Annotated in this window: 20 protein-coding genes; 6 read left to right on the top strand and 14 right to left on the bottom strand. The window is 64.3% G+C overall.

Annotation, left to right across the window (positions count from 1 at the left end; all coding sequences use genetic code 11):
- Positions 1-29: 29 nt before the first annotated feature.
- The 5 genes from VGV07_RS27000 to VGV07_RS26980 all read right to left on the bottom strand — a co-directional run bounded on the left by VGV07_RS27000 (position 30) and on the right by VGV07_RS26980 (position 6,326).
- The gene (locus VGV07_RS27000; protein ID WP_326871833.1) at positions 30-287 is read right to left on the bottom strand and encodes a hypothetical protein; all 258 of its coding nucleotides are present in this window, start codon (positions 285-287) and stop codon (positions 30-32) included.
- A 2-nt stretch (positions 288-289) separates the two neighbouring features.
- Complete coding sequence (locus VGV07_RS26995) at positions 290-1,489, bottom strand: phosphoglycerate kinase (protein WP_326871832.1); 1,200 nt, start codon at positions 1,487-1,489, stop codon at positions 290-292.
- A gap of 72 nt (positions 1,490-1,561) precedes the next feature.
- Positions 1,562-1,849: a hypothetical protein gene (locus VGV07_RS26990; protein ID WP_326871831.1), complete on the bottom strand. Its 288-nt coding sequence runs from the start codon at positions 1,847-1,849 to the stop codon at positions 1,562-1,564.
- A gap of 218 nt (positions 1,850-2,067) precedes the next feature.
- Entirely contained in the window at positions 2,068-5,148 is a 3,081-nt protein-coding gene (locus VGV07_RS26985) for a hypothetical protein (RefSeq protein WP_326871830.1), read from the bottom strand.
- 182 nt (positions 5,149-5,330) lie between these two features.
- Positions 5,331-6,326, bottom strand: coding sequence for an AraC family transcriptional regulator (locus tag VGV07_RS26980; protein ID WP_326871829.1), 996 nt, complete (start codon positions 6,324-6,326; stop codon positions 5,331-5,333).
- 545 nt (positions 6,327-6,871) lie between these two features.
- On the opposite strand from VGV07_RS26980, the gene VGV07_RS26975 reads away from it, so the two are divergent.
- Positions 6,872-7,210, top strand: coding sequence for a hypothetical protein (locus VGV07_RS26975; RefSeq protein ID WP_326871828.1), 339 nt, complete (start codon positions 6,872-6,874; stop codon positions 7,208-7,210).
- A 7-nt stretch (positions 7,211-7,217) separates the two neighbouring features.
- Complete coding sequence (locus VGV07_RS26970; RefSeq protein WP_326871827.1) at positions 7,218-8,726, top strand: tetratricopeptide repeat protein; 1,509 nt, start codon at positions 7,218-7,220, stop codon at positions 8,724-8,726.
- 46 nt (positions 8,727-8,772) lie between these two features.
- On the opposite strand, the gene VGV07_RS26965 is transcribed toward VGV07_RS26970, so the two are convergent.
- Both VGV07_RS26965 and VGV07_RS26960 read right to left on the bottom strand, forming a co-directional pair.
- Positions 8,773-9,282, bottom strand: a complete 510-nt coding sequence (locus VGV07_RS26965) for a hypothetical protein (protein WP_326871826.1) — start codon at positions 9,280-9,282, stop codon at positions 8,773-8,775.
- Positions 9,283-9,328: 46 nt separating this feature from the next.
- Positions 9,329-9,619: a hypothetical protein gene (locus tag VGV07_RS26960; RefSeq protein WP_326871825.1), complete on the bottom strand. Its 291-nt coding sequence runs from the start codon at positions 9,617-9,619 to the stop codon at positions 9,329-9,331.
- Between the two features lie 367 nt (positions 9,620-9,986).
- On the opposite strand from VGV07_RS26960, the gene VGV07_RS26955 reads away from it, so the two are divergent.
- Positions 9,987-11,294: a hypothetical protein gene (locus tag VGV07_RS26955; RefSeq protein WP_326871824.1), complete on the top strand. Its 1,308-nt coding sequence runs from the start codon at positions 9,987-9,989 to the stop codon at positions 11,292-11,294.
- Between the two features lie 578 nt (positions 11,295-11,872).
- On the opposite strand, the gene VGV07_RS26950 is transcribed toward VGV07_RS26955, so the two are convergent.
- Both VGV07_RS26950 and VGV07_RS26945 read right to left on the bottom strand, forming a co-directional pair.
- Complete coding sequence (locus tag VGV07_RS26950; RefSeq protein WP_326871823.1) at positions 11,873-12,625, bottom strand: hypothetical protein; 753 nt, start codon at positions 12,623-12,625, stop codon at positions 11,873-11,875.
- Between the two features lie 171 nt (positions 12,626-12,796).
- Complete coding sequence (locus tag VGV07_RS26945) at positions 12,797-13,309, bottom strand: hypothetical protein (protein WP_326871822.1); 513 nt, start codon at positions 13,307-13,309, stop codon at positions 12,797-12,799.
- A gap of 164 nt (positions 13,310-13,473) precedes the next feature.
- Here VGV07_RS26945 and VGV07_RS26940 point away from each other — a divergent pair, with 164 nt between their 5' ends.
- The 3 genes from VGV07_RS26940 (at position 13,474) to VGV07_RS26930 (ending at position 16,330) form a co-directional block, all read left to right on the top strand.
- Positions 13,474-15,171 carry an alpha/beta fold hydrolase gene (locus tag VGV07_RS26940; RefSeq protein ID WP_326871821.1) on the top strand — a complete coding sequence of 566 codons (1,698 nt, stop codon included), beginning with the start codon at positions 13,474-13,476 and terminating at the stop codon, positions 15,169-15,171.
- Between the two features lie 6 nt (positions 15,172-15,177).
- Positions 15,178-15,753 carry a hypothetical protein gene (locus VGV07_RS26935; RefSeq protein WP_326871820.1) on the top strand — a complete coding sequence of 192 codons (576 nt, stop codon included), beginning with the start codon at positions 15,178-15,180 and terminating at the stop codon, positions 15,751-15,753.
- A gap of 235 nt (positions 15,754-15,988) precedes the next feature.
- Complete coding sequence (locus tag VGV07_RS26930; protein ID WP_326871819.1) at positions 15,989-16,330, top strand: SgcJ/EcaC family oxidoreductase; 342 nt, start codon at positions 15,989-15,991, stop codon at positions 16,328-16,330.
- A 382-nt stretch (positions 16,331-16,712) separates the two neighbouring features.
- Here the strand turns inward: VGV07_RS26930 and VGV07_RS26925 are convergent, their stop codons facing one another.
- The 5 genes from VGV07_RS26925 to tkt form a co-directional block, all read right to left on the bottom strand.
- Positions 16,713-17,213: a hypothetical protein gene (locus tag VGV07_RS26925; protein WP_326871818.1), complete on the bottom strand. Its 501-nt coding sequence runs from the start codon at positions 17,211-17,213 to the stop codon at positions 16,713-16,715.
- 136 nt (positions 17,214-17,349) lie between these two features.
- Positions 17,350-17,847, bottom strand: coding sequence for a hypothetical protein (locus tag VGV07_RS26920; protein ID WP_326871817.1), 498 nt, complete (start codon positions 17,845-17,847; stop codon positions 17,350-17,352).
- A gap of 49 nt (positions 17,848-17,896) precedes the next feature.
- Positions 17,897-18,550 carry a hypothetical protein gene (locus VGV07_RS26915; RefSeq protein WP_326871816.1) on the bottom strand — a complete coding sequence of 218 codons (654 nt, stop codon included), beginning with the start codon at positions 18,548-18,550 and terminating at the stop codon, positions 17,897-17,899.
- Positions 18,551-18,952: 402 nt separating this feature from the next.
- Positions 18,953-19,960 carry a type I glyceraldehyde-3-phosphate dehydrogenase gene (gene gap, locus VGV07_RS26910; protein ID WP_326871815.1) on the bottom strand — a complete coding sequence of 336 codons (1,008 nt, stop codon included), beginning with the start codon at positions 19,958-19,960 and terminating at the stop codon, positions 18,953-18,955.
- Between the two features lie 49 nt (positions 19,961-20,009).
- The gene (gene tkt / locus VGV07_RS26905) at positions 20,010-21,989 is read right to left on the bottom strand and encodes a transketolase (RefSeq protein WP_326871814.1); all 1,980 of its coding nucleotides are present in this window, start codon (positions 21,987-21,989) and stop codon (positions 20,010-20,012) included.
- Positions 21,990-22,095: the final 106 nt, after the last annotated feature.

Below are 22,095 nucleotides of genomic sequence, written 5' to 3'. Positions count from 1 at the left end.
GTTCAGTTATCAGACGAAGTGCTGAGCGTTCAGGATTCCCAATTCTCGACGCGCAGATCGGGAACGCGAAGGAACTCACGGGTGTTGCGGGTCACGAGGGTGAGGTCGCGGGCGAGCGCCTGGCCGGCGACAGGGGTGTCGATCGGACTGATGGGTGTTCCCAACCGCTGCAGATATGCGCGCACTTCGGCTGCTCGCTGCTCATCGTGCGTTTCGAATGGCGGGTTCTCGAACGGCAGGCGATCGATGTTGCGCAGCGTCTGGTTGTTTCGTGCGGGAGGCAGCAAGATCAGCGCTTCAGCGCCTCGACGCCGGGCAGGGGCTTGCCTTCCATCCATTCGAGGAAGGCGCCGCCGGCGGTGGAGACATAGGTGAACTGGTCCTTCACCCCGGCATGGGCCAGCGCCGAGACGGTGTCGCCGCCGCCCGCCACCGAAACCACCTTGCCGGCCTTGGTGCGCGCCGCGACATACTGCGCGATCTCGACGGTGCCGTGGTCGAACGGCTGCATCTCGAAGGCGCCGAGCGGGCCGTTCCAGACCACGGTCCTGGCCTCGTCGATAGCGCCCTTGATGCGCTCGATCGAACCGGGGCCGACATCGAGGATCATGCCTTCGGGATCCATCGCATCGACGCCGTAGAAGCGGTGCGGGGCGTTGGCCTCGAAGTGCCAGGCGACAGTGGCGTCGATCGGCAGGATGATGGCGCAGTGCGCGGCTTCCGCCTTGTCACGGATGTTGTTGGCGGTCTCGGCCAGGTCCTTTTCGGCCAGCGACTTGCCGACCCCCAGCCCGCCGGCATGGAGAAAGGTGTTGGCCATGGCGCCGCCGATCACCAGGGCGTCGACCTTGCTGATCAGGTTGCCGAGCAGGTCGAGCTTGGTCGAGACCTTGGCGCCCCCGACAATAGCGATCACCGGGCGTTCGGGCGCTCCGAGGCCCTGCTCGAGCGCCTTCAGTTCCGCCTCCATGGCGCGCCCGGCGGCCGAAGGCAACAGGTGAGCGATGGCCTCGGTCGAGGCATGGGCCCGGTGCGCGGCGGAAAAGGCATCGTTGACGAAGATGTCGCCGAGCTCGGCCATGCGGGCGGCCAGGGCCGGATCATTGTCTTCCTCGCCCGGATGGAAGCGGGTGTTCTCGAGCACCAGGATCGAGCCCGCAGGAGCCTCGTCGATGGCCTGTTTGGCCTTCGCCACATCGGTCCAATCGGTGGCGACGAAGCCGACCGGGTGCCCGGTCTCGTTGGCCACCGCCGGCACCACCTGCTCGAGCGAGAACTCCGGATCGACCTTGCCCTTGGGGCGGCCGAAATGGCTGAGGATGATGGCCTTGCCGTCGACCTTGATGATTTCGCGAATGGTCGGCACCAGCCGCTCGATACGGGTGGCGTCGGTCACCTTGCCGTCGGCGACCGGCACGTTGAGGTCGGCACGCACCAGCACGCGCTTACCCGAAAGGTCGAAATCGTCGATGGTCTTGAAAGCCGGCATGGGACGCATCCGCTGCTAGGGGAGAGGTGCCGCTGCTATAGCAAGGATTCAACCAAGGGCAACAGCGGCGGCTCAGAACCCGGCAGGGCTGGCGAGCGTACCAGCGATGGCAAACAGCAGCGCGCCGATGCCGATGTGGCGCACCGCGAAGTAGAGGTTGGTGTTGAAGGTGAAGCGGGCAAAGCCCTCGCTCGGCCAGTGCCGCGGCCCGATGCGGCGGCGCAATGCCCGGTCGGCCAGCACCACGTAGAGGCCGAAAGCCGCCAGCGGGATCAGGAACCAGGTCGCATCGTGGCGGAAGCCCAGGGCGACGCTGCCGACGACATTGGCGATGACGAGAAGCCGCTCGATATCACGCACCGGCCGATCTCCGATCAGGGAGCACCTGGTCAGGGATAATAGCGCGCCGACGTAACGCTTTGGCGACGGAGAGGTTAACGGCGGATGACAAAGGGCTCCGCTCACACCCGCCCGAACAGCGTGGGGAGATCTGCGTACTCAGAACCTCTCGCTCATGTCGACGCTGACGGTGTCCCCAGCTCGCAACATCAGCGTCGCGGTCTGTCACCGCTCTTTGCTCAACTCGATCCTGAGAGCAGGTCCTTCAGCGCCCCGAGTTCGGCGTCGCGGCCAAGGTGCTCGGCGGCCTGGGTGGCGAGATCGAACAGCCGCTCGTGATAGCCGATGCGGTCGAGCCATTCCCGCGCCACCCGAAGTGCTCGGGGCCAGTCTCCCGCAAGGATCAGCGATTGCACGAAGGTGGCGCAGATACCCACCGCGACCGTCTCGATGCGCTGCGAATAGACCATCAGGCTGGCATCGTCGGCATGGTGCTGGACGAAGGGACCGGGACAGATCCGGAGCGCCTCGGCATACCGCGCCTCGGCGGTCCAGCCTGGGGCCGTTGCCAGCGCATCTAGGTCCCAGGCATCGACGGAGATGCGCTTCTCGTTCAACGAGGTGCGACCGCCTTGCGTCAGCACGGCGTCGGCCGCGCCCAGCATCTGGCGCAAGCGATAGACTGTGGACTTCATGCGCTTGCGCGAAGCGTCGGCGTCGACATCGGGCCACATCCGGTCTGCCAGGGTCTCGGTGCTTTCGCCAGCCGGGCCGGCGGCGATCAGATGGACGGCGAGTGCGATGGGACCGCGTTGCGGCTTGACCGAGGTCATCACGGAGCGACCGTCGCTGGCGACGTCGAAGCGGCCGAGGGAGACTATCCGGATCGCCGCTGCTTCGCCGCCCGACAACTCGGCGGCAAGACCCAGGACCCGCAACAACTCGGCCGCATAATCCTTCTCGATGTCGGCTTCGATGGCGATCTGCAGTAGTCGTGCCATCTCGCAGCGCCGGATCCAGGGATGAAGAAATATCCTCATGCTGGCGCCCGCCTTGAGCGCGATACGCAGATATGGCAGCGCCTGCTCGGCCCGGTTTGCGTGGAGGGCAAGCGACGCGCCCCGCAGGTGCGTCAGGAAAACGAGGAGCGGGCTCTGCTGACGGTTCGCCGCCCGCCGTGCGCGACGCATCCACGAGAGGGCTTCTCGGCGGCGACCCAGCGATTGCAGGATGGCTGCGACGCCGTTGCCGTAGTGAACGGGAAAGAGCGCCATGCCGCTGCGCTCGCCAGTGCGGAATGCCGGCATGATGTGAGTCAATGCGGCCTGGTGCTCTCCGTCCAGCCACTGGCGGTAGGCGGTGAAGTGTTCGTGGAACGCCACATGATTGGGGTGGGCGGCGGGTCCAAGGCGCGCGGAGAGGTGGCCGAGATAGAGGTCGAGGCGCTCGCGGTCCTCCCGGGCGGCGGCCTTGAAAAGCCCGGCATTGAGCAACGTGCCGTCCCAGAACGTCTGCTGGTGGCGGGCGTTGGCTTCCAGCCCGCTGTCAACGGCCCGGAATGTCTCCTCGCCTGCCGCCTCGAAGATGGACAGGTACTCGGCCGAGACCACATGGCGCGTGCAGATGTCGGCGACAGGCGCGGCGGCCTCGTCGAACACCTGGTTGAGGCGTGTGCGAACCTGCGTCACCTTCCAGCGGTTTCCTTCCCCGAAGCAGTAGCGGAACATGAGATGGATGCCGCGCCGGATGGTTTCGTGGCGCGGCATCGGCTGCCAGTAGAAGTCGAGGTTGCGCTCCTCCCATTCTGGATAGTCGGGGTGGTAGGGGCAGCGGAATGACATGGCCGCAAAGGCCCCGCGCGCCAGCATGGATTCATGAGTTTCCCCCAGCCGGGCTGCCAGCGGCTTGAGCTGAGGCAACATCGCGATGAGGGGGTCGAACAGGCTGCAGTCGATCCATTCCAGCCAGATCGCGTCGATGAGCGCCGTCCAGATCGGGATGAGCAGCGCCTCCTCCCCGGCTGCCCGCGCAGCCTCCAGCGTATCGGTCAGCAGTTCGCGCGCACGCGGCGGATTGAGGCTGAGGAGCGAGACGCCGTGCCAGTAGCGCAACACGATGCTATCGTCGCGGATCGCCGCCGGCACCGGCTCGAGTGCAGTCAGCACAACGCCCAGTTCCCCCCTTTCCTTGAGCGCGGGCGCGTGGATGATCACCGCCTCGCGGAGCGCATCCCAGGCGCCTGAAGCCGAGAGCAGCGACAGCCCATCGGCAACCTCTCCGCGCTGGACGAGCGCATCACCGGCGCGCGCCGCAATGGAGACGACGTCCTCGGCCGACACGGCATCAGGATAGCGCCGTTCAAGCGCCGCCTTGAGCAGATCGTGAATTTGCAGGCGCCCGCGCCCATCACGCTGGATGAAGAGCAGTTGGCGAGCCAGACGGTTCAGCGTTTGCTCGGCTCCCACGACATTAAGGGCATGGGCGAGGACCGGGATCGGCAGGTTGGGCAGTCGGGCGGTTCTGAGAAGGAGGCTGCGGTCGGCCTCTCCCAGGGGTGCGACAAGCTCATGTGCGATGAGATCCAGCAGGTTGCCGTTCGCTTCCGACACGTCCGTGTCCCGGTCGGCGGAGGCGGCGGTCTGCAACAGAAGCCTCGCACCGAGCACCCAGCCGCCGGAGGCCTCGAACAGAGCGGAGGCGGTCCAGCCTGTATCGATGCCCGCATGGGCGGCCAGAAGCGCTCCGGCCTCGGCCTCGTTCAACCGCATCTCGTCGGTTCCGATGCGTTCGAGTTCGCCGCGCGCATTGAACCACAACCAGGCCCGATGGGGCGGTTCCCGAGAAACGAGGACGATGCGCACATCATCGCTGATGTCGCGCCGGGCCTCGGCCAGCGCCTGGAGTGCGGGGGCATCCGCCGGCAGAACGTGCAGATCGTCGAGGGCGAGGAGCATGGGTTCGCCGCGACTGCCCGCAGCGATCAGGCGGCGCAGGAAATCGACCGAAAATGCAATGTCCTCGGGTCCGAGCGCCGGCAGGGTTTCAGAAGGAAAGGTCTTGCGGAAGGTTGCGAGCATGGCCGTGAGGAAACTGCCCATGTCGGCCATACGCGCTTCGGCTCGCAACCAGACGAACGGGCGTCCGGATTGCTCGCAGACCTGCGTCGCAAGGGTCGTCTTGCCGCTACCCGCCGGTGCGCCGATCCAGATGATCGGTCTCCGAGACCTGGCGAGAGTGCGGGCGGCGGTGCGTGGTATGGTCGGGGCGAGCTTCGCGTCGACAGTCAGTCTTGCCGCAAAGTCGACTTCCGCTCCGTTCACCGCATGCCTCCCGATCGCGCCTGCTCACGCCGCGGCCTGCGCACGGAAAGGCACAGGCCGGACGTGTCGAAGTCGTCCCGTCGTGCTCGTTCCGGCTTCGCTGCGTGCGAGCATCGCGCTTGCCAACGAGTACGAACCTACCGGCTCGAGCCAATGTTGTATTGGGCGCAGCGCTACAAACGTCAGGGTTCAGAGCTACTGGCAGGTGGGCCTGACCAGGCCGATCCAGAACCGTGTTCCCTGACTGCGGACGGCGTATTGCCGAACCGGCGCTTGAAAGCCTGGTTGAACCAGGAGAGGTCGCTGAACCCGCAGGCAAACGCGATTGCACCGACGCCGACATGCGCCGAGTTCGGGTCGCTCAACCGCCGGAAGGCTTCGCGCAGCCGCTGCTCCCGCACATAGTCGGTGAACGCGATGCCCTCGGAATTGAAGAGAGCGCGGATATAGTGCGGCGATATCCTGTGCCGCGTCGCCATTGTGTCGATGCTCAGCGCGGGATCGTGCAGGTTCTCCAGGACATCGCGCTTGACGGCATCCAGCCTGGCAGCGCGGACCCCCGGGGGCCCGCCGTTCACTGCCGCTGCTGGCTTGGCGCCCAAGGCTGCAATGATCAGATCTCGCATATGCGACCCTGCCATCATCGCCATTTCCGGAGACAGCGGAGTGTCGGCCATCAGCCCTTCCGCATAGCTCGCCAACAGGGCGAGCGGCATGGAGTTGGGCAGCCTGTCCTTGAGCACCGCGTCGATATCGGACAACACGGGCGCGATCAGTGTGCACGGGACGGCAATATTGAGGAACCTTGCCCCTTGCGGCGCGACCGCGACCATCCGCCTGTCGTTGAGCCAGAGATAAGCTTCACCGGCCTGAAACTCAGCCTCGCGTCCCGGCTGCTGGGCGGCGATGCCTGCTCGCCTGACGACCGTGAGCACAAAGTCGTCGTTACCATCGATCGTCTGGGCATGCGTTCGCTCGATCCGGTAGGGCGAGGTGGAAATCGATGCGATGCTGACGCCGGGCAGCAGGCGCAACGACATTTCGACATCGAGGGCAGCATCGGTCGCCGACGCGATGTTCATCCGCGTGATGCTGGCATAGACTTCTTCGACGCTTGCGCTGTGCGAAGTGTCCATGTGCTGCGTCGAAAATCGGATCGGCTCTCCCGTATCGTCCACTTCGCGCCTCGCGTTCCGGTTTCAACATCACAGCGTCGGCTGAACCGATCGTCATGGTGCCGCCATCTGAGGCGCCGGACCAGCAGAAAATGCCGACCTGTGGCCAGGGATCATGCAGCCAGCGGTCCCGACATTGTCTGAACTGGCTAGTTGCGATCTTCGCCAGCCTGTCGCCGCCTCCACTCCTCTTCAAAGGAAGAGAAGTTGGTGTTCCACCTTTCTTCCTTCACATGTGGAAGGCGCGACGGGTTGGTGCCAGCCGCAGTTCTACCGGGGGTCCATATCCAGCTCTTGCCGGTGCTGGAGGCCACTATTATCCAGACAACGTGAAGTACGACGACCACGATAACGGTGACGAGACCGGCCCTTCGCAGGTTCAGTCCCATCGGTTCTCGCCTCTCGCGCAGGTTGCTCCGGCGCAAACCATCCGCGGCTCGGGGCGTCGAGGCATACCCCTGAGGGGGTATTCGGTTTCCTCGAGCCTCGACTAGGGTCGACCGTATGTGAACGTGCTTTGAGGAATACCGATGAAGGAGGTTGCGATCGTGACAGCCATTCTTGCCACCACCTTGATCCCAGGCGCTGCCGAAGCGCAAAGCCCTGCCAGCCCTTACACGTTTACCTGCAGCGCCTATGTCGCCGCACAACAGGGCCAGGAGCGCGGACAGGCAAACGCCATGGCCTACTGGGCGACCGGCTACCTGCAGGCTCGCCTTGCGACCCTGCCCAACACCAACTTCTCGGCCGAGACCTTCGGCAAGGATCTTCAAGACGTGCATGGCTCGCTCATGCGGCTTTGCCCCAATGTCCCAAACATGGTCATCGCCGAGTTCATGAATAACCTGGCCGGCGACTTCGAGAAGTCGGCCAAGCCCTTGCAGTAGGTCGCCGATGCGCCGCGCTGGTTCCGTTCCGATCTGGCTGGTGGCAATTGCGCTCGCTACGCCGGCCTTCGCCGATACTGCACTCGATCCGATCCGGAACTGCGATGTCCTGGCTTCGGCGGGGCTGGACTTGAATCGGCGCGCCGCAGGTGTCGATCGCAACGCAATCGATATTGCGGCGGCGCGAAGTGCCTGCGCAGCCGCCGTGGCACAGGAGCCGGGTGATCCCCGGCTCTACTTTCTTCTCGGTCGCGTCCTGGACGTAGCCAACGAGCTCGACGCAGCATTCGTGCAGTTCCGCAGGGCCACAGAGTTGGGCTATCCGGCGGCGCATACGATGCTGGGCTATGCCTACGAGCACGGCCGGGGGACCGCGCCGAACCCGAGAAAGGCGATAGAACTCTATCGACTGGCTGCCGATCTGGGCGATCCCACGGGCCACTACAATCTGGGAATTCTCTACAAGACCGGAGTTGGTCTCGAGAAAAACCCCGATGCGGCATTCGCGCATTTCGATGCTGCGGCCGCCAGCGGACACATGGGCGCCCTCCACGAGATTGCGTTGGGCCGCTATCGCGCGGCACGCACGCAGGAACAGCACGCGGGGGTGCTGAGTCTGTTCCAGCAAGCCGCCGCTGCGGGGATTCCCGGCGCGGCCTATATGGCCGGTTCCATGCTGGACGACGGCTTCGCGACCGAGCGGAATCCGGCGCGGGCCGCCGACTTCTACCGGCAGGCCGCCGACGCCGGCCACGCCGACGCAGCCTGGCAGCTAGGACTGAAATATGTCGCCGGCGACGGCGTTCCGGTGGACCCGGCGATGGCGTTCAAGCTGTATCGACAAGCCGCCGATGCCGGCAGCGCCGGCGGCATGTTCGCCCTCGGGGATGCCTACGAGACCGGATTGGGCGGTGCGGTCGATCTCGAGGCGGCGCTATTCTGGTTTCGGCAGGGCGCCGTGTTGAACCATCCGGACTCCATCAATGCCGTCGGTGTCGCCTACAGCAACGGCCTGGGCGTCGCGGCCGACGACGTGGAAGCCGGAAAATGGTTCCTGCGGGCGGCAGAACTGAACCATCCCTGGGGCATGAAGAATGCCGGCGACTGGTTCAGCGAAGGACGCATGGGAGGGTCCGCCGATATCGAGAAGGGCATCTATTGGACGCGCAAGGCCGCGGATGCCGGCCTCGCTGAGGCCCGGACGCGCCTTGGCTATTTCTACCTCGTCGGCATGGGCGTCGAGGAGGATCTGGTCGAAGCGCTCAGGCTGTTTCGGCTCGGTGCGGAGGGAGGCGACCGCGTCGGCATGAACAACTACGGCCACATGCTGCAGAACGGGTTCGGAACTGCTGTCGACGCCGAGGGGGGCTTTTACTGGCTGCTTCGAGCGGCCAGGGCCGGTGACATCGACGGCATGGAAAACGTCGCCGGCGCCTATCGCGATGGCTTTGGCGTCGCTCAGGATACCGAACAAGCCGATCTATGGGCCGCCCGCGCCGCCGAAGCGAGGCAGTGACATGGTCCGCACCGAGACCCGCCCTTTGGCAGGGTGATCCCGGCGACTATTCGCAGGCGGTGTGTTCGCCGGTTGCCGCGTCGTAGTCACGCATGCAGGACGGCCCGAGCGCGGCCCACGCGACGACGCAGAACACCACCAGCGCACAGACACCTGCGATGACGACAAGTGCCTTTCCCGTCAGCCGCCAGAGGTTCCAGAACGCGACAACAAAGGGGCCACCGATCAGCGCGAACTGCAATGGGCTGTAAAGCGGGAGCAGGCGTCCGCCGGGGTCGATCACCATGATGAGCGCGAGCAGCACACAAGCGGCTCCCGCCATGATCAACCCCGCGACAAGCGTCCAGCGAACGGCAGGTCGGAGTTGCCATGCTTGTGGTAGCGCCACCGATGCGGCGAGCGCCAGGAAGCCGGGCAACGCCAAACCGTTGAACATGGCTCCTCGCATGTTTCCGTCGGCCAGAAGCTCCGGCACCGAGAGGAACAACATCGGGAGCACGCCGACGGTGGTGAGTGCCGGCAGGAGCAGCACCCCTTGTATCAGAGCGCGCAGCATGATCGGGGCCGTCTGCCGTCGCGTTGCTCCATCGAGGGATCCGGGCTCAGTCCGTTCGCTCGATCGTGCCTACCGCGAAGGCGACGACGACGAACAGCGCGACGATCCCGACCAGCAGCAGGAGCATGATCTTCCGCAGGCGCTGGGTCTGCGCGTCGCGCGCCACGTTCAGGTTAGTGATCGTGTGGAACAGCATGGCCCAACGCGGAACGCCCGTCCGGTTGGCGAGGTCCGGCGACTGCTTCTCGATCCTGTAGGACAACAGGATGACCGCCACGAGCATGCCGAGGGCCAGGGCCGGCCATACCGACATGACGAAACTGACCAAGGGCGTCATATGCCGTTTCCGCTGCCTGCTTGAGCGACCCCTGCCACAGGCTTGCCGCCACTGGGTGCGCTGGCGGGCGCGCCTCGCTTGGCCGCCGTGCCGGTCATGCTGGCCTGTGCGGCGTCGATACCACTGCTGTTCGCTCCGGTTCCGAATGCAAGCCCAGCCGCGACCAGGCCGGCAGCAGCGGTCCCCACCCAAAGTTTGACCCGCGGGTTCATGGCAGTCTCCCTATACGACCAGTTCGTCCACTGGATAGGTCCTGGAGACCTTGTATTGCAGGCGTTCCTGCGGATCGTCATACCCTCGGCGGGGTATGCTTCCAGGGCAGTTGCCATCGCAGGTTGCGTAGAGCGCGGCGCACCAAGGAGCGAACATGCACGCCAGATTCCGATCCCTGCACAGCGACGGCTTCTCCTTCCGTGGCACGGACAACCGATCGAGCCGCGGAGGCCTCAAGGCCCCGCAGTTGTGGTCGTCCGCCGCGCTGGCAGGCTTGCTTGCGCTCGCCCCGCTCCTGCACTCAACGGCCAGCGCGCAGACAAACGTCACCTTCAAGCTCGCAACCGATGCGCTCGTTCCTGAACGTTCACCGATGGCGCCCGTGGCTGCCGGGCCGGAGGTCGTTCCGGAGCGGCAGGAAATGCGCTTGAACATCCTCGGATCGCAGACGCCCGACGGCGCGCCCGGACCGCCCGGCACGATGACGGTGGTCCACACCAGCGCCTCCGTTCCAGAACACGTGACATGGATCTACGAGGACGGCTCGTCCGATCAGGGCTTCGGCGTTCCCTTGCCAGGCACCGGCGCCATCGCGGTGTCATTCGGCGCAGGCGTGAAGAGCATCCACCTATACAGGCTCCGCCACCAGGGCGGAGACAGCCGCTCGATAGAAGGTCGTTGGGCGCCCGCACTTGCGGGGACGACGATCAGGCAGGGGCGCCTGACGCCGAAAGATGGAGTGTTGGCGGCGAAAAGCTTTCACATCGAAGATGGCGGCACCTTGTCGATCGACAGGATCACGTCGTCTTCGGCGCTTCGTGTCCAGTGGACATTCCCGACCGGGGAAATGCAGGGGATCGGCGTCATGCTCGGCACTTATCTCGCCGCGGTCGCCATCGACCCTGAGGATCGTGGCGGTGTCGCCCTCTACTACATGATGGGGAACGGACCGCGGGCAATAAGCCGATGGGTCATCAACGGCTCGGCGGGTGTCGGCAAGGAAGAGCTCGTCATGGCGCAAGCAGATGATGCGTCCGCGAAAAGCGATCCATCGCCAGCCAGTGACTTCGAGGCCGAGGTCCGAACTATTGCAGAAACCCTTCGTCAGGATCTGGGCAACGCGACCCGGTGGAAACCGACGACCTCGCAGATCAACTCGATCTCGGCGACCAAAGCGGATGCCGACAAGCTGCGTGCCTACGTCAAATCCGTATATGCCGACCTCTTGCCCGGAGAGCCGGCTGCTGCGGAGGATCAGACGGAAATCCTCGTCCGAGGCCCGGACCTCGGCGAGCTTGCGGGTGGATATCGCAACAAGAAGCGGCACTTCCGGCCCGGCATCGCCATCTACGGGTTCAAGTTCGTCGAACCTGGGAAGGATACGGGGATGGTCTATGACGGGCTGATCCATGTGAACGGAGAATGGATATTCATTCCGAAGGCCTGGCGGGCCTTCCGATAGAGGAAGGCCGACCGGCCTGCACCACCATGAGAGGCCGGCGCACGCTTCGAAGTCGCGCGCTGGCCTCGTCATGACGTTTCCGTAGGGCTCCCGGCTGCGCCGATCTTCCTGCAAACGTTCGCGCCTCTCGTTGCTCAGCCATTGCAGTATTCCGACCCGGAGACCGCGCCGACTATTTGCCGGGCAATCTGGTCCCTGAATCCGACGTGGAGGACTGGTCTCGAGCCGAACCCAGAGACTGTCCGTGGCTCATCAGCTTCGCAGGCGGAGCCTTGCACGTGTACGTGTCGTTCTCGGCGTTGTAGCGGCACACGTCGCCGTCGGTGCACTTGGGCTCGCAGGCAGCGCTCGTCGGCCCTGTGGCGCCGCCGACGATCAAGGCCGCAATCGCGACTATTCGAAGGTAGTGCATGATGCTGTCTCCATTCTCAGCTCGATCGAAGCAGGCTCGTGATCGAGGGCCGAGCAAGCGGCCTGAGCGCCGCTCGGCGGCATGACTAGGAGAACGAATACGGTTCGTCATACCACCTGCGGGGTAAGAGCCGACTGATCGGCCGTGCGGATGGCAAACACTCGGCCTATTGTGAGCGTGGGGCTACCGTCGATCTGCGCCAGACAACAAAGATGCCCCAGCAAACAATCAGACCAGCGGCGGCGGCGGCGGCGGCGGATATGACCATGAACCAATGCCCGGTGGGATCCTCGGCTCCGGTTGCCATGCGAGCCAACAGCGCCTCGAAATCGTGTCGTGTGCCGGCCATAACATAGTGCGCGTCGATACGGTCCTGTCCCAGCAGCGTGCCGATGACAAAGACCGGTTCGGTGGCGACGAGACCACGGTACCGCCCATGGGCAGCCGCGCCATCATCGAAGTTCTCTTCGCGGTAGTCGTGATGGTCCCAGTCGAGAACCAGCACGTCGCCCAGTTCGAGAAGTCCGGGGACGATCGCTTCCCGCATCGGCGTGAAGTCATAGTCGTTCGCAACGAGCGAGAGTCGGCGTTGCGGCGTTTCAACGGCGAATGCCGATTTGGCTTGCTCTTCCTCGATCCACCAGGACGTGCCGCCGCGAAGGCCTTCACCGCGCTTCGTCTCAGCCACGAAGGCGACAAAGCTGCGAAATACCGGCTCCGCATCCGCAGCAATGCGCGCGTCAATGGCCACGAGCGTACCGGGCATGCGTTCCGCCGAGCGCGGCATCGTACTCAGCTTGCCTTGCCACAGCGCAGCGGTTCGAAGGCCCTGAAGATGGCTCGGCCCGGTGCTGAGGAGGACGACAAGGCACATCAGCAACCCGACCGCCAGAACCTTGGATGCGCCAAGAACTTCCATCCTCAATGCGACCTGAGCGGCGTCCGCGGCGCGTTGACTTTCGACGACAGCGTTGCCGGCGGACCCACGAAAGGCCCTTCGAATTCGATGAGATCGACCTCGCGGCCTTTCCTGTGTCATCGATCACCATGAGGGCCACGTGGTCCGGCGAGCGCACCTGATCTCCGGCGCCTAGTCGAACTCCCGGACGCGGACGTTGAATTTCTTGTCGATGGGAATGACGACGATCTTGTTCACCTGCCTGATCTCCTGGCCGGCGGCGAAAACGAACTCGAACTGCCGCGAGCCGGCATTGCAGCCTTGGGCCAGACTGACCTGCTTCACGCGCGTACTGTTTGCCGGGAGGCGGAAACCATCGTCGAAGAGTCGGCGCCATGGACCCACGGTCACCGGATTTGTCCCGGGGCCGACCGTCCGGACCTTGGTCAGCCGATCATCAAGCGTGATCTGGCGGTCCATTCTGTTCTCGAAACGTATCTCGATCCCGCAACCGGCCTGAGCCGTCGACGCGAGCGTTACGACGGCAAGAATCGCATACACGAAAGATCGTTTTCGCATGGTCACCCCTACTGTTCGCCACAGATCGTAGGGGGCTCGGAATTCCTGCGCATACTCCCGCAGGGGTATGCGTGTCGTGCCGGCTTTGCCGAAGGTTTTGAGACCAGGCGCGTCCACCCGGCGCATGCGCCGATCGAACCTGTCCGGCCTCTGCCGTGGTGCGGCGCCTGATCTCGATCATACCCTATCGGGGTATTATTCTAGCCTGCCGATGCGAATCCAGTCGATCCGCGACCAATCCGCGACCGCGCCTATCTACTCTGGCGTGGCGCTGCTGGTGGGAGGAAGACTTGGAGGCCACGCCCAAACTTATCGACCTCGTCTATGCGTCGACGATCGACCCGCATCGCTACGATGACCTCATGGCTTGCTGGCAGGTTCATCTTGACGAGGTGCTTGCCGCCTCACCCCAGGAGGGAGAGCTGGACCTCGAGGCCGGACAGCCAGAGATCGAACGGCACTTCAATCGCGCGTTCGCCATTCTGGAACGCCTCGGGCGGCAGGGCGTCGAAGGACGCTCCCTCGGAGCCCTTGTCGACGGGGAGTCTCGCCCCGCTGTTCTGGTTGAGCCATCCGGCCGCATCATTGCCGTCAACGGTAGGGCCCGAGCGCTGTTCGGTGTCTCGTCGGGTGACAAGGTCGATATGCTCAGCCTTGAAGCAGCCGGCCTGAGCAACATACGCAAAGCACTTGGCCGCATTGCGGAAGAGCCGCCCGGGCGGCTGCTCACGGTTACGCGGGTCCTGTCTCCGCATGACGGCTCGACACCCATCGTTGCCCTCACCCGCGCTCCCGCGATCGGCGACCGGCCCGTCGCGCTGTTGTCGGTCGCCGATATAGAATGGAGCGAAAGGATCGGCGACCTTCTGCGCCAGGTCTTCGGGCTCACGCCCGCCGAGTGCGAGATCGCCCGCGGCATCATCGCCGGACTGCCGGCAAATCGGGTCGCGAAGGAGCGGGGGCGCTCCGAGCAGACCGTGAAGACGCAGACCAAATCCGTGCTTCGCAAGCTCGAGCTTCACAACCAGGCCGAACTCGTCCGCATGATCGCGGGGCTGATGCAGATGGACGCTGCACCGGACCTGCTGGGCCCGGCCGGACGCATCGGGGCCAACGGGCGAACGACGATCATGCTCGCCCCATCGAGGTTGCTGGATGTCTCCGTCATTGGTCCCCTCGGCGGCCGACCCGTCCTGTTCATCCATGGCATGCTGGACGGACACGGCGTCACACGCGCCACTCGCTCGCTTCTCGAGGAACGGGGCATCCGGCTGATCTGTCCGGTGCGTCCCAATTTCGACAGGTCGAGCCCGGATGGTGATGCACCTGGAGCGCCCTGGCGCTTTGCATCCGACATCGCCGCCGTCATGGATCATTTCGGCATCGCGTCCTGCCCGATCATTGGTCACATGGCCGGATCGGTGTACGCCTTCGCCGCCGCTGCGAGATTGGGATCGCGCATCGCGCACATCGTCAGCGTCTCCGGCGGCGTACCCATTGTGTCGACGTCGCAGTTCGCGACGATGCCACCACGACAACGCGTCGTTGCCCATACCGCCCGTTTCGCGCCGAAGCTGCTTCCGCTGATCATGCGCGCCGGCATTGCCCTTCTCGACAGTGGAGGGGATCGGGCCTTCATGAGGGCGCTCTACACATCGGCGCCCGTGGACTTCAATGTGGCGAATATCCCCGAGGTTTTCGCAATTCTTCGGGACGGCTATCGCTTTACCGTAACGCAGGGACACCGCGCCTTCGAGATCGACGCGCATCAGGTGGTCCAGGATTGGTCAGAGCTTGCGGAATCCTCCAGCCAGCCGGTGCTGCTGCTGCACGGACGCAGCGATCCCGTTGTCGACATGCAGACAGTCCGTGACTTCGCAGGTCGTCTGGGCGAACGCGCCGAGGTCATTGAGCATCCAACCCAGGGGCAGCTCATGTTCTATGCGGATTCTGGTTTCGCCCTCGACGCACTCGAGCGAGTGCTTTGACCGACGATGGCTGGCAAGCGAGCCAACCGGCGCGACAACCGCCCGCTGGGCCGGGGAGCGACCATCATCGGCGCCCTCCTGGCAGGCGTCTTCATCGTCATTGCGGTCGGCCCCGCTGTCGAGCTTGCAGCGCGCATTGTCCCGGCAACTGAACGCCCGGTCGAAATCCTGGATCGCAAGCGGATCGATGCTGACTTCCGGGCCATGCGCCCCAGCGGAATCTGGCGGAGGGTCGAGGGCAATCTCCATGAATTGCTCGTTCGCGATGACGATGACACGGCCCGCGCCATTCTCGTCCCGCAAGCCCTTTATGACAAGGCGCCCGCCATCGTCGATGCCGTGCTGACCGAGTCCTTTCTGTTCGACATTCCCACGGCTCTGAGCGCACGTCATGCCGGAGGCGAACCTGAACGAACCGACCTTCTCATGCCGGTCTGGGGTGCGCTGGTTCTGGCCTCGCTCGCGTTCGGCGTGGCCGGTGCAACGCTGAGGCTGATCCTGCGTCGCCCCGGCGTGGACTACCCGGCCCTGATCGCCACTCTCCTGGCCAGTATCCTGGTGGGCGTCTGGCTCGGGGTCTGACGGCGAAACCCGCGCACGCTTACCCCATGGGGGGTATGACCCCGGCGCGCTTCGTAGCTACCCATCTCAGCAGGGCGAGATCGCCATGACGGAGGGACGATTGAGAAACATGACACGTGCGGCGGCGATGCCCGTCTGGCTCGCAGTTTTGAGCTTGGCGAGTGTTCTCGCGACCTCAGTTCCTGCCTTGGCACAGTCTGGTGTGCCGTCCCCGAGAGATGCCGCGGAAGTGTTCGTGGCAGCGACCGCTGCCGGTGACGCGGAGAGCATTGCAGGTCTCTACGCGCCCGACGCCCTCATGGTTGTGCCGGGCGCAGCACCGATAAGCGGCAGGGACGCGATCAAGGCAATCTTCGCGCGCAATTTCTCGCTGGGTCGCAATGCCATGGCGTTTTCGACCGTCGTGGCCGACGCCGGATCCGATCGAGCGGCTGTATACTGGGAGTGGACCTCGGAAATCGTCGCGCCATCCGGGGCAGCCCAGCGGACAAGCGGTCGGTCCTTGGTCTATTTCAGAAAGAGCGGCGAGTCCTGGATGATCAGTGCCGACATGATGCAGATCGGGCCGGGGCAATGACAACTTCTCGCAAGGCGGTGCCAATGCAAGCCGCCGGCACGGGGGAAATGCCGTGACAATCACCGAGCTTGTACAAAACCTGGCCATTGTTGGTGTCATAGCCGGGATAATCTACTGGGGGACGAAGCGACGGAACAAATGGGGGGTCAATCTAAAAACGACCACCTGTCCGAAGTGTCAGACGCCCCTTCCGAAAATCCGGCGGCCGAGTTCGTTGCGACAGGCGCTCTGGGGCGGCTCGACCTGCCAGGCGTGCGGGACCGAGATCGACAAATGGGGTCGTAGCGCAGCGGAGGGCGTCCAAGAGAGCGACACCACCAATGGGCTCTGACTGCGCCTCGGACCGGAGGCCATCCCAGCGCATCGACGCTTTCGAGTCGTGCTATTTCCCGGAGATATAGGGCAGTTTCTCGACCACCTCATCGAAGAGATCGTCGTTAGCGGCCTGGACGAGGTAGAACCAATCCTGCCTCTGCCAGCCATATAGCCGTCCTGGCGTGCCGGAGCCCCTGATCCACCACGCCCCATTGAGCTTGCCGCTGGATCGGTTGGAATAGCCTTCCAGCCTGGGCCTGACGGTTCCCACGTAGGCGTCGAGGAGATCCTGATTTCCGGTCTGGATCACTGTTACCGAGGCTTTCTGGCCATAGCGGGCGGTCGCGCCGAAAAGGCCACTGCCTACCAACCGCATTTCCGCCAGTTGAGCGGGCTCCAGCCCCTGCACGTCGACGGCGCTTCCGCCGATGGTGTCGGGCCAGGCGATGGCATCGATCCCGCTCGGCGGCGAAAAATCGGTGTTGTAGTCAGCGCCGCCAGCGAACATGGGGATCGCTACCATCGCGGCCGCAATGACGACCACGCCGATCCCGAAAAGCTTCAACAATTTCCGAAGCACATTGCCCTCGATCCGAACCCAGAATGACCTGGTCTCTAGGCCCCGCATGCCTTTGCGTCATACCCCCAAGGGTGTACGAGCCTGCGCTCCTGATCTGCCGCGAGACCGCAATCGCGTCCTCAGCTCAGGAAGATGTTCCCGCCGGATGCCCCGCGTTGCCCAACCATACACGCACCTCCCACAAAACGGCTTCCGCAGCACCTCTCGTCCAGAATTCCCTGACCCGGATCGGCATGGCCGGACTTTCGGACCTCGGCTGGAACACGACCGCGTAGATGCTGCCACGTGGAGTCTGGTGCTCCTGGAAGGCGACGGACTGCAGCGCATCGAGCGGCATCGTCCAGCGTTTCGCAAACAGTGGTGCCACGATCGAGTAGCTCACCGAATTGCTCCGAGCGTCGAGCTCCAGCGTGAGTCGGACGAAGAGTGCCCAAACGCCGCCGACGGCCATCACCAGCCCGAGCGCCGACAGCATCCACCCGAACCACTCGGCATCCCTTCTTGCGGTAATGGCGTGTCCCAGCCCAACCACAAACGGCGTGGCGACGACGGCGACAATCCCCGGCACAATGCGGTTGGCGCGAAAGGCAAGAAGCTCGCGCCTGTTGGTTGTGACGATCACGGCAGCCGCCCTCGTCCAGGAACCCTGCCGGACCTGCCAATGCAGTCAGTCAACACAGCATCATCGGATTGGAGTTGCAGCCCGGCTCGGCGATAAAGCCGTTAGCGGGATTACCGCGGGAAACCGTCACCTGGGTGCTATCGCCGCTTCCGTCGACAACAATGGTGAAATTTCCACTGGTGATGGCACCTATCGCTTCGGCCAGCCCGTGTAAGCCCTGGCCCAGTTCGATCAGCTTGTTGCCAATCGATACCAGCGCTCCGGCAATGACGGCCCCGATTCCGCTGATCAGGCCGCGCCGTCCCGTCGGAAGCGCGGGCGCGGCCCCGAAATTGCCAGTGACGCTCTTGTTGTCGCTCTCGAACCGGAAGGTCCCGCCCTCGCCCGAGAGCTGCAACCCGACCGTGAACGACAGGTCGGGGCCCCGCACGACGAAGGTCCCCGCACTGACCGCGCGGTTCAAAACTTTCTGCGCCTCAGCGCTCGGGTGTACGCTCAGCCAGTGATCTTCGGTCCCGGCACGAACCAGAATTGCGATCGTCCGGCCACCGTCGGATGTGTAGAGCCGTATCGTCACCGGGGTCTTGCCCAGCTTCAGCACGAGCTTGAAAGCCGGCTTCGCCGCAGACTGGGCAAGCGCCGTCCCGCTGATCTGTACCCCGAGGCCGGCTGCCAGACCGCCGATGAACGTCCGTCTCCGCATGATCTCAACTCCGGGGCGCTGCTGGCTATCCAGGCCATGCCCGATCGTCGTTATGCGGTCACCGCGTTGTTCGGGGCATACCCCCAGAGGGGTAAGTCATGGTGTCGATCCAGTCGCTCTTGGCATGGCGACCGCAACTTCGCGCTACGAGTGCTGCCGGACTCAGCCGTCGCCACCGCCGGCATCCGAATGATCGCGTATGAAGTCTAGCATGGCAGTCGACGGCGGTGTGACGAGAGCGATCGGTCGGACCTGCGCCAATTACCTCTGCTGCACCTGCCAAAGCAAAGGCCCCGGATTCCGGGGCCTTCTTGTCTGTCACACGACCTGAGCCGAACTCTTGCTTGTGACTGAGGCACACTGTGGAAGGCATGTGCCTATCCTCTGTGGGCGGTCACACTCTCACAGCGTCTTGGCGAACACGGCCGTGATGTCGGCCATGCGGTTGGAGAAGCCCCACTCGTTGTCGTACCAGCCCATGACGGTGACGAAGTTGCCCTGGGTCACCTTGGTCTGGTCGAGCAGAATGGTGGCCGAGTGCGGATCGTGGTTCAGGTCGCTCGAAACCAGCGGGTGGGTGGTGTAGGTCATCACCCCCTTGAGTGGACCATCGGCGGCGGCGATCAGCGCGTCGTTGATTTCCTGCGGGGTGGTGTTGCGGCCGGCGACGAAGTTGAGGTCGACCAGCGACACGTTCGGGGTCGGCACGCGGATCGAGATACCGTCCAGCTTGCCCTTCAGTTCGGGCAGCACCAGGCCGATCGCCTTGGCGGCGCCGGTCGAGGTCGGAATCTGGCTCAGCGCCGCGGCGCGACCGCGGTAGAGATCCTTGTGCATGGTGTCGAGGGTCGGCTGGTCACCGGTATAGGAGTGGATGGTGGTCATCATCCCCTTCTCGATGCCGACCAGGTCGTTCATTACCTTGGCCATCGGGGCGAGGCAGTTGGTGGTGCACGAGCCGTTCGAGATCACCACGTGCTCCTTGCCGAGCAGGGCGTGGTTGATGCCGTAAACGACAGTCAGGTCGGCACCTTCGGCCGGGGCCGAAACGATCACCTTCCTGGCACCGGCGGCGAGGTGGGCCGAGGCCTTTTCCTTGGAGGTGAAGATGCCGGTACACTCGAGCACGATCTCGACACCCAGCTCCTTGTGCGGCAGCTGCGCCGGATCCTTGACCGCGGTGACCTTGAAGGTCTGGTTGCCGGCGGTGATCACATCGCCCTCGACTTTTACGTCAAAGGGAAAACGGCCATGCACGCTGTCATAGCGCAGCAGGTGGGCGTTGGTCTCGACCGGACCGAGATCGTTGACGGCGACGACCTGGATGTCGTTGCGGCCGCTTTCGACGATGGCGCGCAGGATGTTGCGACCGATGCGGCCAAAGCCATTGATTGCGACGCGTACAGCCATGATGGCTCCTTCAGGGACTTCTAGGGAGGAGAGAAGAAGAGCGCGGTTCTTACAACTGCGCCATGACAGCTTCAACTATGGCTTTCGCCGTAATGCCAAAGTGCTCGTAGAGCTGCTCGGCCGGAGCGCTGGCGCCGAACGAGTGCATGCCGATGAAACGGCCCTTGTCGCCCAAGAGCTTGAGCCAGCTCATCTCGATGCCGGCTTCGATCGCCACCTTGGCCTTGGGCTTGCCGATCACGCTGTCGCGGTATTCCTGCGACTGGGCGTTGAACAGCTCCTGGCTGGGGACCGAAACGACCTTGGCGGTGATCCCTTGCGCCTTCAGCAGCTCGAGGCTCGCGACAGCGATGGCGACTTCCGAACCGGTGGCGAAGATCACTGCATCGGCATCCTGGTCGCCGGCGATGACGTAAGCACCCTTGGCCGAGGGGTTGCCGGCCACCGTTGCAGTGCGCAGGGCCGGCAGGTTCTGGCGGGAGAGCGCGAGGATCGAGGGCTGCTCGGCCTCGATGGCCAGCTGCCAGCATTCCAGCGTTTCGACCGCATCGGCCGGGCGGAACACCAGGAGGTTCGGGATGGCGCGCAGCGTCGACAGATGCTCGACCGGCTGGTGGGTCGGGCCGTCTTCGCCCAGCCCGATCGAGTCATGGGTCATCACGTAGATGACCTTCTGGCTCATGATCGCCGAGAGGCGGATGGCGGGGCGGGCATAATCGGTGAACACCAGGAAGGTGCCGCCATAGGGGATCAGGCCCTTATGCAGCGCGATGCCGTTCATCGCCGCCGCCATCTCATGCTCACGGATACCGTAGCGCATGTAGCGGCCGGCACGGTCGGTGGCGGTGAAGGGCAGCGTCTCGGGCGTGTTGGTGAGGTTCGAACCGGTCAGATCGGCGGAGCCGCCGATGGTCTCGGGCAGCACCTTGTTGATCACCTCGAGCGCCAGCTGGCTCGACTTGCGGGTGGCGATCTTCGGCTTGTCGGCAACCAGCTTGGCCTTGAACGTCTCGATGGTCTCGTTCCAGTTCGCCGGCAGCTTACCGGCGATGCGGCGTTCGAACTCGGCGCGCAGTTCGGGCTTGGCCGAGGCGAGGCGGCCTTCCCAATCGCCACGGGCGTTCTCGGAGCGCGTGCCGGCAGCGCGCCAGGCGTTGAGCGTATGGCTCGGGATCTCGAACGCCGGATAGTCGATGCCGAGCTGCTGCTTGGCCCCGGCGAGTTCAGCCGCGCCGAGCGGTGAGCCGTGCACGCCGTGCGAATCCGCCTTGGTCGGCGCGCCGAAGCCGATGATGGTCTTGGCGGCTATCAGGGTCGGCTTGTCTTTCGACTTCTTGGCGTCGAGCAAGGCCTTTTCGACCTGCGCCTGATCGAGGCCATCGATCTCGATGGTGTTCCAGCCGCAGGCCTTGAAGCGGGCGATCTGGTCGGTCGAGTCGGCGTTGGAGACGCGGCCGTCGATGGTGATGTTGTTGTTGTCCCAGATGACCACGAGCTTGTTGAGCTTGAGGTGCCCGGCCAGCGAGATCGCCTCCTGGCTCACGCCTTCCATCAGGCAGCCATCACCGGCGATGACCCAGGTGTAGTGGTCGACGAGATCGGAACCGAATTCGGCGGCAAGCTTGGCTTCGGCGACGGCGAAGCCGACCGAGTTGGCAATGCCCTGGCCGAGCGGGCCGGTGGTGGTCTCGATGCCCGGGGCGAAGTGATATTCCGGATGGCCGGCGGTCTTGGAACCGAGCTGGCGGAATTGCTTGAGCTGATCGATGGTCATGTCCTCGTAGCCCAACAGGTACAGCGAGGCGTAGAGCAGCATGGAGCCGTGGCCGGCCGATAGAATGAAGCGATCGCGATCGGCCCACCAGGGGTCCTTGGGATCGAACTTCATCACCTTGGTGAACAGCACCGTGGCAATGTCGGCCACGCCCATCGGCAGGCCGGGGTGACCGGAATTGGCTTTCTCCACCGCATCCATGGCGAGGGAACGGATGGCATTGGCCATCTCATTGGCTTGGGCGGAGTTGGTCATCAGGGTGCTCTCGGCTAAGGGACAGAAGCCCGGAAATCCGGGCGCCTCGAACCCTCCTGCCGAGGCGGGTTGACGCTTAGCAGGTTCCTTTGACCTGTCAATGTCG

Source organism: Devosia sp., from assembly GCF_035944845.1.
Taxonomy (GTDB): domain Bacteria; phylum Pseudomonadota; class Alphaproteobacteria; order Rhizobiales; family Devosiaceae; genus Devosia_A.
Note: the sequence above shows the minus strand (reverse complement) of the source record. Positions and strands in the feature narration are given on the sequence as shown.

Bases quoted from the DNA above. Each gene is read 5' to 3' on its own strand.
- VGV07_RS26935 (WP_326871820.1), top strand. From the start codon at position 15,178: ATGGCTGGCAAGCGAGCCAACCGGCGCGACAACCGCCCGCTGGGCCGG.
- VGV07_RS26995 (WP_326871832.1), bottom strand. From the start codon at position 1,489: ATGCCGGCTTTCAAGACCATCGACGATTTCGACCTTTCGGGTAAGCGC.
- VGV07_RS26945 (WP_326871822.1), bottom strand. From the start codon at position 13,309: ATGCGCCGGGTGGACGCGCCTGGTCTCAAAACCTTCGGCAAAGCCGGC.
- tkt (WP_326871814.1), bottom strand. From the start codon at position 21,989: ATGACCAACTCCGCCCAAGCCAATGAGATGGCCAATGCCATCCGTTCC.
- VGV07_RS26955 (WP_326871824.1), top strand. From the start codon at position 9,987: ATGCACGCCAGATTCCGATCCCTGCACAGCGACGGCTTCTCCTTCCGT.
- VGV07_RS26970 (WP_326871827.1), top strand. From the start codon at position 7,218: ATGCGCCGCGCTGGTTCCGTTCCGATCTGGCTGGTGGCAATTGCGCTC.
- VGV07_RS26915 (WP_326871816.1), bottom strand. From the start codon at position 18,550: ATGCGGAGACGGACGTTCATCGGCGGTCTGGCAGCCGGCCTCGGGGTA.
- VGV07_RS26965 (WP_326871826.1), bottom strand. From the start codon at position 9,282: ATGCTGCGCGCTCTGATACAAGGGGTGCTGCTCCTGCCGGCACTCACC.
- VGV07_RS26950 (WP_326871823.1), bottom strand. From the start codon at position 12,625: ATGGAAGTTCTTGGCGCATCCAAGGTTCTGGCGGTCGGGTTGCTGATG.
- VGV07_RS26960 (WP_326871825.1), bottom strand. From the start codon at position 9,619: ATGACGCCCTTGGTCAGTTTCGTCATGTCGGTATGGCCGGCCCTGGCC.
- gap (WP_326871815.1), bottom strand. From the start codon at position 19,960: ATGGCTGTACGCGTCGCAATCAATGGCTTTGGCCGCATCGGTCGCAAC.